The organism is Embleya sp. NPDC056575 (genome assembly GCF_042793325.1).
Lineage (GTDB): Bacteria > Actinomycetota > Actinomycetes > Streptomycetales > Streptomycetaceae > Embleya.
The window spans coordinates 1-17,355 of the sequence record NZ_JBHTVA010000090.1 but is presented as its reverse complement, the minus strand read 5'-3'; the positions used below and the strand labels follow the sequence as shown (position 1 = coordinate 17,355).

The window sequence follows — 17,355 nt, the reverse complement described above, 5'->3', positions numbered from 1 at the left end:
CCCGGGGCCGTCGTGGCGCGAGCCCTCGGTCAGGCCGTCGTCTCGTGCTGCTCCGCGTCGGCGTCAGCGGTCTTGGACGCGATCTCCTCGACCACCTGGCGCGAGATGTCCTGGGCGTTCAGCCCGATCCGCACCAGTACCTCGTCCCGCTCGGCGTGGTCGAGGAACTCCTGCGGGATGCCGAAGTCGCGCAGCGGTACGTCCACCCGGGCGTCGCGCATCGACTGGGCGATCGCCGCACCGACACCGCCGGCGCGGCCGTTGTCCTCGATGGTGACCACGAGCCGGTGCCGGGCCGCGAGCGGCGCGAGGCCGGCCGGTACCGGCTTGACCCAGCGCGGGTCGACCACGGTCGCCGCGATGCCCTGGTCGGCGAGCCGGTCGGCGACCTCGATCCCGGTCTCGGCCATCTGCCCGACGGTCACGATCAGCACGTCGCCGCCCTCGCCGCCGCCGTTGCGCTCGGGGCCGGTGCGGCGCAGTACGTCCATGCCGTCGATCCGGCCGATCGCCTCGATGTCGGGGCCCACCGCGCCCTTGCCGAAGCGCACCACGGTCGGCGCGTCGTCGACGTCCGTCGCCTCGCGCAGCTGGGCACGCACCTGCGCGGCGTCACGCGGCGCGGCCAGCCGCAGTCCCGGGACGACCTGGAGGATCGACATGTCCCACATGCCGTTGTGGCTGGCCCCGTCCGGCCCGGTCACCCCGGCCCGGTCGAGCACGAACGTCACCCCGCACCGGTGCAGCGCGACGTCCATCAGGACCTGGTCGAAGGCGCGGTTGAGGAAGGTCGCGTACACCGCGACCACCGGGTGCAGACCGCCGGTGGCCAGGCCCGCCGCCGAGGTGACCGCGTGCTGCTCGGCGATCCCGACGTCGAACACCCGCTCGGGATACTTCGCGGCGAACTTGTGCAGCCCGACCGGGATCAGCATCGCGGCGGTGATGCCCACGACGTCCTCCCGCTCGTCGGCGACGGCGACGATCTCGTCGGCGAACACCGACGTCCACGACGCGCCCGACTTCTTCACCGGCAGGCCGGTCTCGGGGTTGATCACACCCACCGCGTGGAACTGGTCCGCCGCGTCGTTGACCGCGTGCGCGTAGCCCTTGCCCTTCTGGGTGATCGCGTGCACGATCACCGGCCCGCCGAAGCCGCGGGCCCGGCGCAGCGCGTTCTCCACGGCCTCGACGTCGTGCCCGTCGATCGGGCCGATGTACTTAAGGCCCAGGTCCTCGAACAGGCCCTGCGGCGCGACCGCGTCCTTGAGGCCCTTCTTGGCGCCGTGCAGCATGTCGTAGACGGGGCCGCCGACGACCGGGGTGCGGCCCAGGACGCCCTTGCCCCACTCCAGGAACCGCTCGTAGCCGCGCGTGGTGCGCAGCGTCGCGAGGTGGTCGGCGAGGCCGCCCTGGGTGGGACCGTAGGAGCGCTCGTTGTCGTTGACGACGATGATCACCGGGCGGTCCTTGGCCGCGGCGATGTTGTTCAGCGCCTCCCACGCCATGCCGCCGGTGAGCGCGCCGTCGCCGATCACCGCGACCACGTGCCGGTCGCTCTGGCCGCGCACCTGGTAGGCCTTGGCCAGGCCGTCGGCCCAGGACAGCACCGTGGAGGCGTGCGAGTTCTCGATCACGTCGTGCTCGGACTCGGCGCGGCTGGGGTAGCCCGACAGGCCGTCGGCCTGGCGGAGCCGATCGAACCCGTCCTTGCGACCGGTCACGATCTTGTGCACGTAGCTCTGGTGTCCGGTGTCGAAGAGGATCTTGTCGCGCGGGGACTCGAACACCCGGTGCATCGCGATGGTCAACTCGACCACACCGAGGTTGGGACCCAGGTGTCCGCCGGTCTTGGCGACGGACTCCACCAGGAAGGTGCGGATCTCGTCCGCGAGCTGTGCGAGTTGCTCGGGCGAGAGGGCTTTGAGATCACGGGGTCCTCGAATGCCGTCCAGCAGGGCCACCCGTTCCTCCTTCATCGGATCCGTCACCGCCCCCACGGGTGTGCGTGCGGGAGAGGCGTCCATCGAGTCTAGACGCGGCGGTGGCGACGGATGGTTCGCATCGACCCACCACGCCGCGCCATCCGTGCGGGACGGCTCACATCGCGGCGCCCGCGATCTGCGACTCGGGCGCGCGTTCGATCGCGAAGGGGGCCATCTCGCTCATCACCATCGCCATCGCCCCCAGCACCTCGGCGCGCTCGCCGAGTGAGCCGGTGACCACGGACAATCGGCGCGAAGCGCTGGGGATGGCGTAGCGGCCGACCGATTCGACGATCGGCGCGATCAGCAGGTCGCCGGCGCCCGCGAGGTCGCCGCCGAGGATGATCCGTTGCGGATTGAGCAGGTTCGTCAGGCTGGCCACGCCCACCCCGACGTGCCGGCCGGCGTCCGCGACCACGCGCCGGCACCCCGCGTCGCCGTCCCTGGCCAGCTCGATCATGCGCTGGATGGTCAGGTCGGCGCCGTGGCTGCCGCGCAGCAGGTCCAGGAGGTAGGAGGCGTTGGTGAAGGTCTCCAGGCAGCCCCGGTTGCCGCAGCGGCACACCGGTCCGGACTCGTCCAGCGTTATGTGACCTATCTCGCCCGCCGTGCCGCCGGGGCCGCGGTAGAGCCGGCCGCCGATCACCAGCCCCGCGCCCACGCCGCCGGACACCTTGAGATAGGCCATCTCGGTACATCCCACGCCGGCGCCCCACACCAGCTCGCCGAGCGCGCCGAGGTTGGCGTCGTTGTCGACCAGCACCGGCAGGCCCAGGCGCTCGCCCATCGCCTCGCGCGGGTGGCAGCCCACCCAGCCCGGCAGGATCGTGGTCGAGCCGAGCGCGCCGGTGTCGATGTCGATCGGGCCGGGTACGCCGAGGCCGACCCCGGTGACCTCGGAGCGGACCACACCGGCGCGGTCCAAAAGCACCCCGAGCAGCCGGTCGGCCAGGGCAAAGCCCTCGTCGGCGGAGGAGTCGACGTCGATCGGGACATGCTCCTCGGCGAGCACACGGTGCGCGAAGTCGCCGATCGCGACCCGCAGGTGGCGGTGTCCGAAGTCGATGCCGACGACCACGCCCGACGCCCGGCTGAGCGAGACGGCGCGGGCGCGCCGCCCGCCGGAGGAGGTGGGGGTGACCTCGACCATGTCGAGGGCCTTCAACTCCCGTACGATGTTCGACACCGTCGCGGCGGACAGGCCGGTGCCCCTGGCGATCTCGGCCTGGGTGAGCGCCCCCGCCATCCGCACCGCGTGCAGGACCCGGTCGAGATTGCCCCGATGCAGCGAGGACTGGGACCCCGACGAGTGCGACCCCGGCGACTGGGCCTCCGGAAAGCGGGCTCCCGTCATGCCGTCGGACATCTGCGTTCCCCTCGCCCCGGTGCATCTGCAGTACGTGCTGTGTGCAAGTTCTGAACTCTAATGCGCCCTCTGCTTACACAGAAGAGTCAAACCTGAACACAGGCGTCACGATCGGGCCTCTATTCGCCACTCCGCGCACACGCGGTGCGGGGAAGGCGGCGAACCCCTTTCGCCCCCGGCGGCCGCTCCGCCTCGCCGGGCCGCCCGGGCGCCGGCCGCCCCGGGTGGTCGCCGGCGTCACAGCCTCGGTTCCCACCGCTCGCCGCCCAGCGCCTCCTCGACGAGGCGGACCGCGCGCTCGGTGGCCGCCGCGCGCGAGCCCTCGTACTCGTACATCCGCAACGTCGCCTCCAGTGCGTGCACGGGCACCGCCTCCTTGAGGTCGACGCGCGCCGTGCCGTAGCCGTGCCGGGCCGCGGCCAGCGCCGCCTCCACGTGCTGGCGGGCCATCCGGGCCAGGATCACCGGGTACTTGCGCAGCACCTCGTGGCTTCGATAACCGGGCGGACACAGGTCGTACAGCCATGCGACGGCGGTGTCCTCCCACCCCGGCGCCCCGGGCGGTCGAACACCCCGCGGCCAACCCGCCGGCGCGATTCCGTCCTTCCCACGCGGCCTGGCCTGCGCCTCGTCCTCCGTCGCCGCACGCGCGAAACGACCCGGCCGCTCCCATGCCGGGGTGTCTCGATCGCCATTGCCGTACATATGTTCGATTATGCGCGGTGGTCGACCGAGAATGCACATGTGGATCATGGAGGGGTACATCCCGCACCCACGTTCGACCGACACCGCCGCACCCCGGCCCCTTCGGGCCGCCCGCCAACCTACGGAGGACCCGTGATTCAGGCCGCCCGCTCCGGCGACGAGGCCGCCTTCGCCCACATACCGCTGGTCGGCGTGTGGCGCAACGGCTTCCTGGAATCGGTACACCACGGCACGGCCGTACTGACCGGCACCGACGGGTCGGTGGTCGAGGGGCACGGCGCGGTCGACGCGCCGATGTTCCCGCGCTCGGCCAACAAACCGTTCCAGGGCCTCGCGATGCTGCGCAACGGACTCGACCTGGACGGCGAACTGCTCGCCCTCGCGTGCGCGAGCCATTCCGGCGAGGCGTTCCACCTGGAGGGGACCCGGCGCATCCTGGCCCGGGCGGGCCTGCCGGAGAGCGCGCTGCGGTGTGTACCGGACCTGCCCCTGGGCGCGGCGCAACGCGACGCGTGGCTGGCGGGCGGTCGCGGTCCCGAGCGGATCGCGATGAACTGCTCGGGCAAGCACGCGGCGATGTTGCTCACGTGCGTGCGCAACGGCTGGTCGACCGAGGACTACCTGGCGCCGGAGCACCCGCTGCAAAAGGCCGTCCGCCGAGCGGTGGAGGACGTCGCCGGCGAGCCGGTCGCGGCGGTCGGCGTGGACGGGTGCGGCGCGCCGCTGTTCGCCATCTCGCTGGCCGGCCTGGCCCGCTCGTTCGGGCGCTTCGCGGGGGCGGCCGAGGGCACCCCCGAACGGCGGATCGCGGACGCGATGCGGGCGCACCCGCAGTGGGTCGCGGGCACCGGTCGCGACGTGACGGACCTGATGCGGGCGATCCCGGGACTGCTCGCCAAGGACGGCGCGGAGGCGGTGTACGCGGTGGGCCTGCCGGACGGCCGCGGCGCCGCGGTCAAGATCGCGGACGGGGCGACGCGGGCGCACATCGTCGCGATCGCGGCCCTGCTGTGGCGCATGGGCGCGGACGAGCAAACCCTCGCCCCGTTCACGCAGTCGCCGGTGTACGGCGCCGGCGAGGTCGTCGGCGCGATCCGCGCTTTCCCTCGTTTGAGTGAACCGACCCGGTAGCCCTGCCGCCCACATGGGCCGAACGCAACACTGACCGTGCGGCCGGTTGGGAAACCAACCGGCCGCACCGTTGCCTGCGTCCAGGCACCTGACGCTCGTGCCGGTGCGCCTGCGCTCGTGCACCCGGGCCTGCGAGGCCGGTGAGCCCGGCCGCGCTCGTACGCCTGCGCCTACGAGGTCGGTGCGCCCGCCGGCGCAGGCTCACGCGGGCGCACCCGCCAGGGGACCCGCGCCGAGACCGCCCGCCGGCGACGGGGCGGTCTCGGTGCGAGGGCCGATCACACATGCGGGGCGACCCCGATGACACGCCGAACAGCGCCGGCAAAACCCGCGGCGGAACACGAACACCGGGCCGGGCTCCCGAGGGAGCCCGGCCCGGTGCGTGACCACCGCGAGGCCGCGACCGCGAAACGGTGCCCGGCCCTCGATCGGCGTGCGATCAGCCCTTGTTCACCAGCGAACGCAGCACGTACTGCATGATGCCGCCGTTGCGGTAGTAGTCCGCCTCACCGGGGGTGTCGATGCGCACGACCGCGTCGAACGAGACACCGGTGTCGGTGGTGACCTTGACCGTCTTGGGCGTACGGCCCTCGTTCAGCTCGGTGATGCCCTCGAACGCGAAGGTCTCCTCGCCGGTGAGCCCCAGCGACGCGGCGCTGTGGCCCGCCGGGAACTGCAGCGGGATGACGCCCATGCCGATCAGGTTCGAACGGTGGATGCGCTCGTACGACTCGGCGATCACCGCACGCACACCCAGCAGCGAGGTGCCCTTGGCGGCCCAGTCGCGGGACGAGCCCGAGCCGTACTCCTTGCCCGCCAGCACCACCAGCGGGATGCCCGCGGCCTGGTAGTTCACCGACGCGTCGTAGATCGTCGAGACCGGAGCGCCGTCCTGCGTGAAGTCACGCGTGAAGCCGCCCTCGGTACCCGGCGCGATCTGGTTGCGGAGGCGGATGTTCGCGAACGTGCCGCGGATCATCACCTCGTGGTTGCCCCGACGCGAGCCGTACGAGTTGAAGTCCTTGCGCTCGACACCGTTCTCGGCCAGGTACTTGCCCGCCGGGCTGTCGCCCTTGATCGAACCCGCCGGCGAGATGTGGTCGGTGGTGACCGAGTCGCCGAGCTTGGCCAGCACCCGCGCGCCCGCGATGTCGGAAACCGGCGCCGGCTGCATCTGCATGCCCTCGAAGTACGGGGGCTTGCGCACGTAGGTGGACTGCGGGTCCCACTCGAAGGTGGCGCCCGTCGGGATCTCCAGCGACTGCCAGCGCGAGTCGCCCGCGAAGACGTCGGCGTAGCGGTCGATGAACATGTCCTGGTCGATCGAGGAGGCCACGACCTCGGCGATCTCCTCGTCGCTCGGCCAGATGTCCGCGAGGTAGACCGGCTTGCCCTCGGGGTCCAGGCCCAGCGGCTCGGTGGTGATGTCGATGTCCATCGAACCCGCGAGCGCGTACGCGATCACCAGCGGCGGCGAGGCCAGGTAGTTCATCTTGACGTCGGGGTTGATCCGACCCTCGAAGTTGCGGTTGCCCGAGAGCACCGAGACGACCGCGAGGTCGGCGTCGTTGACCGCCTTGGAGACCTCCTCCGGCAGCGGGCCGGAGTTGCCGATGCAGGTCACGCACCCGTAGCCGACGAGCGAGAAGCCGACCTTCTCCAGGTACGGGATCAGGCCCGCCTTCTCGTAGTAGTCCATGACGACCTTGGACCCCGGCGCGAGCGTGGTCTTGACCCACGGCTTGCGGGTGAGGCCCTTCTCGACGGCCTTCTTCGCGAGCAGCGCGGCACCGAGCATCACCGACGGGTTCGAGGTGTTGGTGCAGGAGGTGATCGAGGCGATCACGACCGCGCCGTGGTCGATCTCGTACTCGACGCCGTCAGCGCCGACCACCTTGGTCGGGTTGTGCACGCGACCGTTCGAACCGGTGGGGGCGTCCGAGGCCGGGAAGGACTCCTTGCCCGACTCGTCGCCGTTGGTGACGTAGTCCGGCAGCGCGCCGCGGAAGCGAGACTTGGCCTCGGCCAGCACGACCCGGTCCTGCGGGCGCTTGGGGCCGGAGATGGAGGGCACCACGGTGGAGACGTCGAGCTCGATGTACTCCGAGTACTCCGGCTCGTGGCTCGGGTCGTGCCACAGCCCCTGGGCCTTGGCGTACGCCTCGACCAGCGCGAGCTGCTTGTCGTCGCGGCCGGTCAGGCGCAGGTAGGTGATCGTCTCGGCGTCGATCGGGAAGATCGCGCAGGTCGAGCCGAACTCCGGCGACATGTTGCCGATGGTGGCGCGGTTGGCCAGCGGCACCGCGCCGACGCCCTCGCCGTAGAACTCGACGAACTTGCCCACCACGCCGTGCTTGCGCAGCATGTCGGTGATGGTCAGCACCACGTCGGTGGCGGTGACGCCCGGCTGCGCCTTGCCCGAGAGCTTGAAGCCGACCACGCGCGGGATCAGCATGCTGACCGGCTGGCCGAGCATGGCGGCCTCGGCCTCGATGCCGCCGACGCCCCAGCCGAGCACGCCCAGGCCGTTGACCATGGTGGTGTGCGAGTCGGTACCGACACAGGTGTCGGGGTAGGCCTGCCCGTTGCGGACCATGATCGTGCGGGCCAGGTGCTCGATGTTGACCTGGTGCACGATGCCGGTGCCGGGGGGTACGACCTTGAACTCGTCGAACGCGGTCTGACCCCAGCGCAGGAACTGGTAGCGCTCCTTGTTGCGGCCGTACTCGATGTCGGTGTTGATCTCGAACGCGTCCGGACGGTTGAACACGTCGGCGATGACCGAGTGGTCGATGACCATCTCGGCGGGCGCGAGCGGGTTGATCCGGGAGGCGTCGCCGCCGAGGGCCTTCACGGCCTCGCGCATCGTGGCGAGGTCCACCACACACGGCACGCCGGTGAAGTCCTGCATGATCACGCGCGCCGGCGTGAACTGGATCTCCTCGCTCGGCTCGGCCTTCGCGTCCCAGCCGCCCAGGGCGCGGATGTGATCGGCGGTGATGTTCGCGCCGTCCTCCGTGCGGAGCAGGTTCTCCAGCAGGACCTTCAGGCTGTAGGGGAGGCGCTTGCTGCCCTCCACCTTGTCCAGCCGGAAGATTTCGTACGACTCGTCACCCACGTTCAGGGTGGAGCGAGCGTCGAAGCTGTTCGCGGACACGACGGTCTCCCTTGATCTTGTGCGTTTCTCCCGCATCCTGCCGACACCCACTCGACCTTCGCCAAGCAAGGTGACCCTAAGTAGGGGATGCCGGGGTCTGCGCCCCGCAGATATCTTGATGTCAAGACAAGTCTAGCCCAGGCGCCGACTCCCCCGTGCGGGTACCCGCCTCCGGCGCGCCGAAAGGTCGGTCGGGATTCGTCCCGACGATCTCTCCCACGCACGCGCGTGCGCCCCTAACATGCGGGACAGCGAGTCCGGTACGGCCCACCGTGTGGTCCGGAGCGTGGCCTCGGGAACACGCCCGGGGCATGGGCGCATCGGGTGGGATGGCGACGAGGGGAATGACGCCATGAAGCGGATCCGGATCGGGATACTGGGCGCGGCTCGCATCGCACCGGCCGCGCTGGTCAAGCCCGCGCGGCTGATCCCGGAGGTGCGGGTCGCCGCGATCGCCGCGCGCGACCCGGCCCGCGCCGACACCTTCGCCCGGCGCCAGGGCATCCCGCGCGTGCACGCGACCTACGCCGATCTGATCGCGGATCCCGAACTGGACGCGGTCTACATCCCGTTGCCCAACGGCCTGCACGCGCACTGGACGACGCGGGCGCTGGCGGCCGGCAAGCACGTGCTGTGCGAGAAGCCGATGGCCGCCAACGAGGCCGAGGCGCGGGAGATCGCCGATGCGGCGGAGCGTGCGGGCCTGGTCGCGATGGAGGCGTTCCACTACCGCTACCACCCGCTCGCGGGGCGGATGCGGGAGATCGTCGACGACGGCGAACTGGGCGAGATCCGCCGGATCGACACCTCGATGTGCTTCCCGCTGCCGCTGCCGGGCGACATCCGCTACCGCTACGACCTCGCGGGCGGAGCGCTGATGGACGCCGGATGTTACGCCGTACACCTGATGCGGGTGCTGGCGGGCGACGACGACGGCGACCCGATCGAGGTCCTGGGCGCGCGGGCGCTCACCGTACCCCGCGACCGCCGGGTGGACCGCGCGATGTCGGCCCGGCTGCGACTGCCGGGCGCTGTCCTGGGCACGGTGCACGCGTCGATGTGGTCGCGACGCCTGCTCGACATGCGCGCGCACGTGGTGGGCACGCGCGGCGAGATGCGCGTGTTCAACTACCTGATGCCGCACCTGCCGCACCGGTTCACCGTGAGCGTGGGCGAGCGCCGGCGGCACGAACACCTGGGCGAGGCCGCGAGGACGCCGACCTACCGCCTGCAACTCCAGGCGTTCGCCGACGCGATCCGACTCGGCCGGCCGACCCTGACACCCGCGGCCGACGCGGTGCCCACCCTGCGCGTCATGGACGCGATCTACCGCGCGGCCGGCCTGCCCCTGCGCGGGGAGGCCACCGCCACACGCTGAGCGGGCGGCTCAATGCATGATGTAGTGCAGGTACTCTCTGCATCAAGCGGCCGCTTCGCCTCTGACCTGCTGCGGAAGCGGATATTTGGATCGAAGGCCGGGAGCCAGGGACTCCACAGGGACGATTTCTTCGGTCTCATCCGTGAGCCAGCCGTCCATGGCTGCCAGGCCCCGCACCCCGGCCTCGGGCATGAAGTGCGCGTAGTAGTCGAACGTGATCTTCGGCGATGCATGGCCCAGCCATCTCGCCAGGGTCACGGGCGACTCACCCGCCTCCAACTGTACCGAGGCAAACGTGTGCCGCAGGGAGTGGTAGCCCCACTCCCGTGACGGCTCCCATCGCGTGTACGCCCGCTGACCGCTCGGCATGGTGCGCGGCGGACCCTCCGGCTCCGGCTTCGCCTTGATCAGGCCGGCGCAGCCGAGCGCGGGCTTCCAGACCCGAACGTTCCAATCGTTGTTCCGCAAGGCATTGCCGTGCCGAGTGGTTACCACCAACTTCACCGTCACGAGCCTGCGTTCCTCCCGCGGGACCTCGGCCTCGTCCGGGTCCAGCCACGGCAACGTCACCTCCACCGGAGGGAACCGCCGCCCGTAGTCGGCCATGCGAGTCACGAGACCCGGAGGGGCTGGGACATCGCGCTCCTTCGCACCCTTCGGGGGAGCGAAGTAGAGGTGGCCGTCCATCAGGACGACCTGACGCCGCACCAGAAGAAGGCCGTTGACGATGTCGTCAGGACTCAGTCCGAATGCTTCACCTTGACGCAGCCCGGCACCCAGCCCCTCGTCGACGAGAATCCGGTGCCTCTCCGGGATGGCGGCCCGAACGGCGTCGACAGTCTCGCGGGGCCAGGCCCGTGGTTTCTTGCGCAGCTTCTTGCGCGGCTTGAGGTCAACGAACTGCACGCAGGGGTTGCGGGAGATGCGGCCAGCGTTGTGCGCGCTCTTGAGGATCGAGGACAGGTGGGTCCAGATCACCTCGGTGGTACCGGTATCGAGGTCTTTGGACATGGCGGCGATCCAGGCTCGGAGCCGTTCGTCGCCAATGCTCATCAAGGGGTAGCGTCCGAGGTGGGGAAGGATGTGGCTGCGGATGCGGTTGGTCATGTGGTGCCGCGAGGTTCCGCGCGTCGGGTGGGTGGGCAGCCAGTGGTTCTCGACGTAGTCGGTCAGAGAGATCGCTCCGTCGCGCGGATCGATGAACTCGCCGCGGCGAACATCGGCTTTCGCCCTGGCGAGCCAGTCCTTCGCTTCGCCGGATTGGTGAAACGATCTGTCCGCAACGCCCGGGATCCCTTTCACCCGGTAGCGCTTTCCTTTACCCCATAGTGCGGTTCGCTCCCGCTTGTCCGTCTTGGGGTTCGGCCGCTTCTTCAGCCAGCGGTCCTCGATGTAGCCACCGGACATGTCCACCCGTCCTAGACCAGATACGGAAGACGCACGGTCACTTGGGTCACAGCAGTCCCCAAAAGCCGTACGGGCACTGTATGTTCACGCCAGCGCGAGTAAGCAGCGCCCCCCGTCGTTAACACCGACGGGGGACGCACTTCCGACCCAGCGCCTGCGCGCACCGATGTCGGTCCGGGCACTGTAGCCGCGCCGGCCGACAAGTTGTACCGATAACCGGCACGTTAGCCCAATCGGACTATGCGAGCGTGGGCACTTGCAGAACCTCGCCGCACCAGCAAACGGCCTCGTCGTCGGCTGCCTGGGGCACACCGGCAACGAGCAGGACGGCCTGGATCAAGCGAAGGGCAAGGCGGGTGGGGATACCACCGGGGATCCGAATCTCTCCGGCGTCGTGGCTGAATCCGATCGGAAGCTCCCCCACCGGAGCGTCGTCGCAGATCGTGACAAGGGCGCACACAGGTCCCCCCAAGGGCATGCACGGGAAGAGCTCATAACGCCGCGACGCAGGACACGGTCAGGCCAACATACTCAGATCGCCCGACTGATCAAGTGCCGTCGGGCAACGACACGAAACATCGCAGAAATGAACACACCGCATCACACCCAGTGATCATCGGACCGCTTGCCCCGAGTATGTACGGCAGTACAAAGAGTGAATACCGGCCAGCCGCATATCAACCGGCGCGACGGCGGCGCTCCACGAGTGCTCGCATGGACGCCAGCGTCATCTCCCGGCCGTCCTCGTTCAGCGCGCTCCATAGCTCGTGGAGTTCACCCTGCTGTTCGGGGTTGAAGTCCTCGGGCGGGGTGCGCCCGATGGCCTCCAACATCTCCGCGCGGGTGTAGCCGAGTACTCGGCCCACCGCCGTGACCTTCTCGGGCGTGGGACCGCGATTGCCCGTCGCCCGCTCGCCCGTGATCCAGGCACTGATGGCGGATTTGCTCACGCCGGACTGCCTGGCGAGCTCGGCCTGGGTCATGCCGAGTTCGTCCAGGCGCGTGCGAATCATACGCGCGAGTGCGTCCACAACGGGAAGCATGCCTCACGGCCCACATGCACTCAAGCAGGCGGGCGGAACTTGACCGAAACTAATCATCCACATTCACAACCGTGTGGACGCCGATCATCGCGAACATTCCCCGGGAAAACGCGAGTCAACGCCTTGACACGCGTCCACATTCACGCGAATGTGGACGCACACAAAGACCTCGACCCTTCCGATCAGAGCCGAAGCGAACACCGATTTCCCCGGAAGGAACGCGATGCGCAGACGGGACGCGGGCCAGCCTCTCCGAGCAGCCATGCACGAGGCGGGCCTCTCCATCCTGCGGCTCGCCGAGAAGACCAAGCACGTTGACCCGCACGAATACGGCGTCTCCAAGTCCTTGGTGGGCGCGCTCGTATCTCGCGGATCCTCTGCCCGAGATGAATGTCGACCCCGATCGGCAGCCCTCATCTCGGCGGCGCTCGACAAGCCCCTCCACGCACTGTTCGACGATTCCTGACCACATTCACGCCCTCAGCGTCCACATTCGCGGGACGCCGTCAGTAGAGGAGCACTCCGTGAAGACGACCAAGGCGGTCGCCGTGGAAGCCCCCGCCGAACCGGCCGAGTACTACGACACCGACCAGGTGGCTCGCATCTTTCGAGTTCACCCGTCCACCGTCCGCGGCTGGCGACACCGCAAGTACGGCCCCGGGCCGTGGATCCCCGTCGGCCGCAAGCGCCTCGTGCGGGCCGAGTACGTCCACGCCTGGTTCGCCGAGCTCGAAGCGGCCGGCGCCGCCTGACGCACAACGGCCGGCCCCGAAGGACCGGCCGAGACCAACCCCTCTACCTAGGAGCGGTCTTGAGCACCATCATCCCCCAGTCGAGCGGCACTTCGCCGTTCGACGCCATCCGCCAGGAGGACGAGCGCGGTGAGCACTGGGCCGCGCGCCAGCTCCAGCCGCTCATGGCGTACACGAACTGGCGCCAGTTCGAGGCCGTGATCGAGCGGGCGATGGCCGCTGCGGCGAACACCGGTGTCAGCGCACTTTTTGAGGCCAGCCTCAAGAAGTCCTCGGGTGGCCGGCCCGGCACGGACTACCGGCTGTGCCGCATGGCGGCGTACCTGATCGCAATGAACGGCGACCCGAAGAAGGCCGAGGTTGCCGCCGCCCAGACGTACTTCGCCATCCAGACCCGCGCCGCCGAACTCGCCGACGTTCGCCCGATGGACGAGTTGGAGCTGGCCGAGCGCCAGGTACAGCTCATCCGGGAGAAGCGTGCGGCCGAGGCCCGAGCGGACCGCGCCGAACAGACCGTGTCGGCCCTGGAGGGCGGCGACGGCCTGACGATCCGCTCGTTCCACAAGAAGTACTTCTCCGACGTGTCCGAGCGCACCTTCTTCGAGCACCTGTACTCGCACCACCTGCTGCTGGACCAGCGCGGCAAGGGCTCCGAGCGCGAGAACGGCACGTGCCGCGACGGCTCGCAGCACCGGCACCCCTCGTACAAGGGGAAGCACTTCTTCTACCTGCACGGCGGCAAGGTCTTCGGCGGGAAGCGCCGGGAAACGGCGCGCGTGCGGCCGGGCCAGGTCGAGCTGGAGCTGAAGGCGCTGCTGATCTCGCAGGGCCTGCTCGCGAACAACAACGAGTGCGGGCCGCTGGCGATCGAGGGTCCGACGCAGACGGCGCTGAGCCTCGACGAGGCGGGTGCCGCGTGAGGCCGCCGGAGATCAGCCTGCGGACGACGTACTCGAACGGCCCGCACAACGCCGGGTTCGATCCGATCCCGCGTGGCACGGCGTGCGCCGGATGCCGCACGATCCCCCGGGTCGACGCCGTGATCACGAAGGTCAACGGCTCGTGGTGGCACGGCTCGTGCGCCTCGCGGTGGCTGCGCGAGGTCGGCACCGACGAGGCGTGGCTGTTGCTCGCCGCCCGCCTGGCCGACGCGCCGACGCACTTCGACGCGGCCGAGACCAAGGCGATCACGCAGAACCTGCTGCGGATCGCGGGTCGGTCGGTGTCGGTTCCGGACGGCCCCGAGCCGGCCTACGACGAGCCGCCCAAGCCGTTGCCGCGGCCGGATCCGTGGGCGACGCCAGACCCGCAGCCCTTCTAACGCAGGTGCGGGCCGCGCCCTAGCCGACGCAGCCCGCCGCCCCACCACACCGAGATCCCTGAAGCACACAGAGAGGTGGCAGGACATGAGCATTACTACCAGAGCCCCCGGAGCCAGGGCGACAACACCGCAACCGGCGCCACAGCTCGCGACGAAGACGTGCCGTGACGTCGAGGCGGCACTCGTCGCCCGGAACCGGCGCGCGAGTGCGGCGATCCTCAACGCGATGCGCGGCTGGATGGCCGTGGGCCCGTACGCCTCGGTGGACGACCGCCGGGGGGTCGACGGCAAGCGCCAGGTTGCGATCGTGTCGTGCCCGACCCGGGCGTCCGGCGAGCAGTACGCCGTGATCGAGACCGAGTACTTCGGCTTCGACTGGAACCTCGCAGCAATCCCGGCGTGCCCCGAGGTGGCGGTCGTGCTGTGGACGCGTGACCACAAGTCGGCCTTCGACGCGGCCACGGCCCACGTGTTGAAGCTGCGGGCCGCGGTGCCGCCTCCGCCGCCGACGCGGGGCGAGTTGGTCGAGGCGGCGCTGGTGTCGCTGGCCGAGCACGTCCAGGAGGCGGTGGAGTCGGGGGCGTACACGGACATCCGTACCTACGTCCGCGAGGCCACGGACGAGCTGCTGGCGCTGGGCGTCGGATCGCAGGTGCCGCGATGACGGGCTTCGTCTCGATGATCGACAACGCGGCGAACATCATCGCCGGCGCCTTCCTGTCGAACGCCGGCCAGGACCCGTACCGCGAGGCGGCGGTGCGTCTGGCGGACCGGCAGATGCTGGTCTCGCCGGAGCGGGCGGCGTCGCTGGCGGACCTGGAGCGGATCGCCACGGTCGAGTTGCTGCGGCAGGAGCTGGCGGCCCTCGGCAAGGTCGCGGACGAGATGGTCGACGGCGGCCAGCAGGCCGGGATGCGGCTGGCGGTGCGGTGGATGTCGGCGGCGATGGATCGGCTGCTGGAGTCGCCCGCCGTGCCGATGCCGCCGGAGGTCGCGCGGATGATCCGCGAGGGCGCCGAGCGGGCGGTCGCGGAGATCGCGGCCGAGGACTCGGGGCCGGCCGAGGGTGGTGCGCGATGACGCCCGCCGAGTTCCGGGCTTTGCACGGCGACCCGCGTACCGACGTTCGCCACGACATGTTCGGCGACGTCCAGGGCTGGTCCGCCGAGGAGTTCGACGAGTACGAGCACGTGGCCGAGTACGCCTCCTGGATGGCGAAGCGGTCCGACGCGCCGGCTCCCACCGCCAGCGACACGACCGGGGGGACCCGATGACGACCGAGGACATCGCCGCCCGCTTCAAGCGCGAGACGGCCGAGCACGAGATGACGATCCTGTACGACGACGGCCTTTACAGGCACCTGCGGTTCGCCAACCCGCGCAACTCCGAGTTCTGGTGGGAGTTGGTCACCTGGCCGGGTTGCCTCGCGGTGCGGGGCGACATGGACGGCGAGCGGATCTTCGCGCGGCAGCCGGACATGTTCCAGTTGTTCCGGTCCGACCGCGGCCGGATCAACCCGTGCTACTGGTCGACGAAGACCGGCGGCGGCCGGCTCTCGTGCGAGGTGTACGACGAGGCCGTGTTCCGGCAGGTCGTGACCGAGCACTTCGTCGACGCGGTTCGCTACGGCGACGCACCGCGCGGCCTGGGCAGGGCACTTCGCCGGGACGTCCTGGACTGGGACCTCACCGACGAAGCCGAGGCCCGCCGGCTGCTTGAGGGCTTCGAGTTCAAGGGCTTCGAGTTCGCCGACGTGTGGGAGTGGAGCTTCCGGGGCTTCGACCCGTGGTTCCTCTGGGTGTGCCACGCGATCGTGCGCGGCATCCAGATGTACGACCTGCACCGCGCGATCCCGGCGCCTGCGTCCCCCTACGCCATGGGCTCGATGCACGGCGGCAAGGACGGCAGCAACTGGGTCGTCGTCGGCACCCTGGCGGACGGTTCACCCGTCCTGTGCGACTACACGTCCACCGACGAGGACGGACGGCCGCTGCAGGGCGTCGAGTTGCAGACGCTCCGGGACGTTCAGACGTGGCCCGGCCTGGACGACAAGCCCGACGAGGCCACCGCGTGACCGCCTCGACTGCCGCCGCTGCCCTGCCCCACAGGGCGGCGGCGGCCCCCGAGCCCCAGCTCGGGCAAGTCGCTGAATACCTGGGCACGTTCGAGGACGGCTCTCCGGAGTGGCACGCCGCAAGGGCGGACGGCCTGGGCGGGTCCGACATCGCCGCGGTCCTGGGCCTGTCGCCGTGGGAGTCCCGCTTCTCTCTGTGGCACGCCAAGCGAGGCATGGGCGGCGAGCGCGAGGTCACCGACCAGATGTCAATGGGCAAGCTCATCGAACCGTTTATCTGCGACACGTTGTTCACCCGCCGGTTCCCGGACCTCGAGGTGGAGCGCACCGGCACCTGGCGCAACCGCGCCCGCCCGTGGCAGATCGCCAACCCCGACCGGCTGGCGTTCGACGCCTACGGCCGCGTGTACGGGGTCGAGGCGAAGAACGTCAAGTACGACCAGGCCGACGAGTGGGGCGAGGACGGCTCGGACGTCATCCCCGTCTACTACGAGGCCCAGGTCCGGCACTACATGGACACCCTCGGCCTCGGGGTCTACTACGTCGCCGCCTTCTTCGCGGGCTGCGACTTCAAGGTGTTCCGCCTGGAGGCGGACGAGCGGCAGGCCCGGATCGTCCGCGACGCCGGCGCCGAGTTCCACCGCACGGTCCTCGAGGGGATCCGCCCGAACCTCGACGGCCACACCCGCACCTACCAGGTCCTGAAGGCCATTACCGAGGGCTGCGACCAGTCCGACGTCGAGATCTCCGCCGAACTCGCCGACCGATTCCGCTCCACCCAGTTCGACCTGGAGCAGGCGACCGAGGCCCGACAGCTCGCCGTGAACGAGGTCCTGGCCGCCATCGGCCGCGGCCGCCGGGCCGTCGACCCGAACGGCGTGCGCGTGGCGACCCGCTGCATGAACAGGGCGACCGACCGCACCAGGTCGCTGATGCCCGCCCCCACTCCGAAGACGAAGAGCCTCGAGGAGGCCGCATCGTGAGCATCGAAACCGCGATCGAGCGCAGGGACACCGGGCCCGGCGCGATGGTCGAG

The 17,355-nt window shown here is 70.1% G+C and carries 16 protein-coding genes; 10 read left to right on the top strand and 6 right to left on the bottom strand.

Going from position 1 to position 17,355, the window contains the following annotated elements; all coding sequences use genetic code 11:
- Window positions 1-29: 29 nt before the first annotated feature.
- The 3 genes from dxs to ACFRCG_RS42710 all read right to left on the bottom strand — a co-directional run bounded on the left by dxs (window position 30) and on the right by ACFRCG_RS42710 (window position 4,056).
- Entirely contained in the window at window positions 30-1,964 is a 1,935-nt protein-coding gene (gene dxs, locus ACFRCG_RS42720; RefSeq protein ID WP_380041861.1) for a 1-deoxy-D-xylulose-5-phosphate synthase, read from the bottom strand.
- A 136-nt stretch (window positions 1,965-2,100) separates the two neighbouring features.
- The gene (locus tag ACFRCG_RS42715) at window positions 2,101-3,231 is read right to left on the bottom strand and encodes an ROK family transcriptional regulator (protein ID WP_380041859.1); all 1,131 of its coding nucleotides are present in this window, start codon (window positions 3,229-3,231) and stop codon (window positions 2,101-2,103) included.
- A gap of 357 nt (window positions 3,232-3,588) precedes the next feature.
- On the bottom strand, window positions 3,589-4,056 hold the full coding sequence (locus ACFRCG_RS42710) for a hypothetical protein (RefSeq protein ID WP_380041824.1): 468 nt from the start codon (window positions 4,054-4,056) through the stop codon (window positions 3,589-3,591).
- A 132-nt stretch (window positions 4,057-4,188) separates the two neighbouring features.
- On the opposite strand from ACFRCG_RS42710, the gene ACFRCG_RS42705 reads away from it, so the two are divergent.
- Window positions 4,189-5,187 (top strand): asparaginase, encoded by a 999-nt coding sequence (locus tag ACFRCG_RS42705; protein WP_380041821.1) that lies wholly within the window; start codon window positions 4,189-4,191, stop codon window positions 5,185-5,187.
- Between the two features lie 439 nt (window positions 5,188-5,626).
- Here the strand turns inward: ACFRCG_RS42705 and acnA are convergent, their stop codons facing one another.
- On the bottom strand, window positions 5,627-8,344 hold the full coding sequence (gene acnA, locus ACFRCG_RS42700) for an aconitate hydratase AcnA (protein WP_380041819.1): 2,718 nt from the start codon (window positions 8,342-8,344) through the stop codon (window positions 5,627-5,629).
- Window positions 8,345-8,696: 352 nt separating this feature from the next.
- On the opposite strand from acnA, the gene ACFRCG_RS42695 reads away from it, so the two are divergent.
- Window positions 8,697-9,722 carry a Gfo/Idh/MocA family protein gene (locus ACFRCG_RS42695; protein WP_380041817.1) on the top strand — a complete coding sequence of 342 codons (1,026 nt, stop codon included), beginning with the start codon at window positions 8,697-8,699 and terminating at the stop codon, window positions 9,720-9,722.
- A 42-nt stretch (window positions 9,723-9,764) separates the two neighbouring features.
- On the opposite strand, the gene ACFRCG_RS42690 is transcribed toward ACFRCG_RS42695, so the two are convergent.
- Both ACFRCG_RS42690 and ACFRCG_RS42685 read right to left on the bottom strand, forming a co-directional pair.
- Window positions 9,765-11,129 (bottom strand): tyrosine-type recombinase/integrase, encoded by a 1,365-nt coding sequence (locus ACFRCG_RS42690; protein ID WP_380041815.1) that lies wholly within the window; start codon window positions 11,127-11,129, stop codon window positions 9,765-9,767.
- 677 nt (window positions 11,130-11,806) lie between these two features.
- Window positions 11,807-12,142, bottom strand: a complete 336-nt coding sequence (locus ACFRCG_RS42685; RefSeq protein WP_380041812.1) for a helix-turn-helix domain-containing protein — start codon at window positions 12,140-12,142, stop codon at window positions 11,807-11,809.
- Window positions 12,143-12,696: 554 nt separating this feature from the next.
- Here ACFRCG_RS42685 and ACFRCG_RS42680 point away from each other — a divergent pair.
- The 8 genes from ACFRCG_RS42680 to ACFRCG_RS42645 all read left to right on the top strand — a co-directional run bounded on the left by ACFRCG_RS42680 (window position 12,697) and on the right by ACFRCG_RS42645 (window position 17,302).
- Window positions 12,697-12,924 carry a helix-turn-helix domain-containing protein gene (locus tag ACFRCG_RS42680; protein WP_380041810.1) on the top strand — a complete coding sequence of 76 codons (228 nt, stop codon included), beginning with the start codon at window positions 12,697-12,699 and terminating at the stop codon, window positions 12,922-12,924.
- 59 nt (window positions 12,925-12,983) lie between these two features.
- Complete coding sequence (locus tag ACFRCG_RS42675; protein WP_380041807.1) at window positions 12,984-13,844, top strand: DNA replication protein DnaD; 861 nt, start codon at window positions 12,984-12,986, stop codon at window positions 13,842-13,844.
- Entirely contained in the window at window positions 13,841-14,245 is a 405-nt protein-coding gene (locus ACFRCG_RS42670) for a hypothetical protein (RefSeq protein WP_380041804.1), read from the top strand. Before ACFRCG_RS42675 ends, ACFRCG_RS42670 begins: the two co-directional genes overlap by 4 nt.
- Before the next feature lie 85 nt (window positions 14,246-14,330).
- Entirely contained in the window at window positions 14,331-14,909 is a 579-nt protein-coding gene (locus ACFRCG_RS42665) for a hypothetical protein (protein ID WP_380041803.1), read from the top strand.
- Window positions 14,906-15,325 carry a hypothetical protein gene (locus tag ACFRCG_RS42660; RefSeq protein WP_380041801.1) on the top strand — a complete coding sequence of 140 codons (420 nt, stop codon included), beginning with the start codon at window positions 14,906-14,908 and terminating at the stop codon, window positions 15,323-15,325. Before ACFRCG_RS42665 ends, ACFRCG_RS42660 begins: the two co-directional genes overlap by 4 nt.
- Window positions 15,322-15,519 carry a hypothetical protein gene (locus ACFRCG_RS42655; RefSeq protein ID WP_380041799.1) on the top strand — a complete coding sequence of 66 codons (198 nt, stop codon included), beginning with the start codon at window positions 15,322-15,324 and terminating at the stop codon, window positions 15,517-15,519. Before ACFRCG_RS42660 ends, ACFRCG_RS42655 begins: the two co-directional genes overlap by 4 nt.
- Window positions 15,516-16,319: a hypothetical protein gene (locus ACFRCG_RS42650; RefSeq protein WP_380041797.1), complete on the top strand. Its 804-nt coding sequence runs from the start codon at window positions 15,516-15,518 to the stop codon at window positions 16,317-16,319. The genes ACFRCG_RS42655 and ACFRCG_RS42650 overlap by 4 nt, the downstream gene beginning before the upstream one ends.
- The gene (locus ACFRCG_RS42645; protein ID WP_380041795.1) at window positions 16,316-17,302 is read left to right on the top strand and encodes a YqaJ viral recombinase family protein; all 987 of its coding nucleotides are present in this window, start codon (window positions 16,316-16,318) and stop codon (window positions 17,300-17,302) included. The genes ACFRCG_RS42650 and ACFRCG_RS42645 overlap by 4 nt, the downstream gene beginning before the upstream one ends.
- Window positions 17,303-17,355 lie beyond the last annotated feature (53 nt).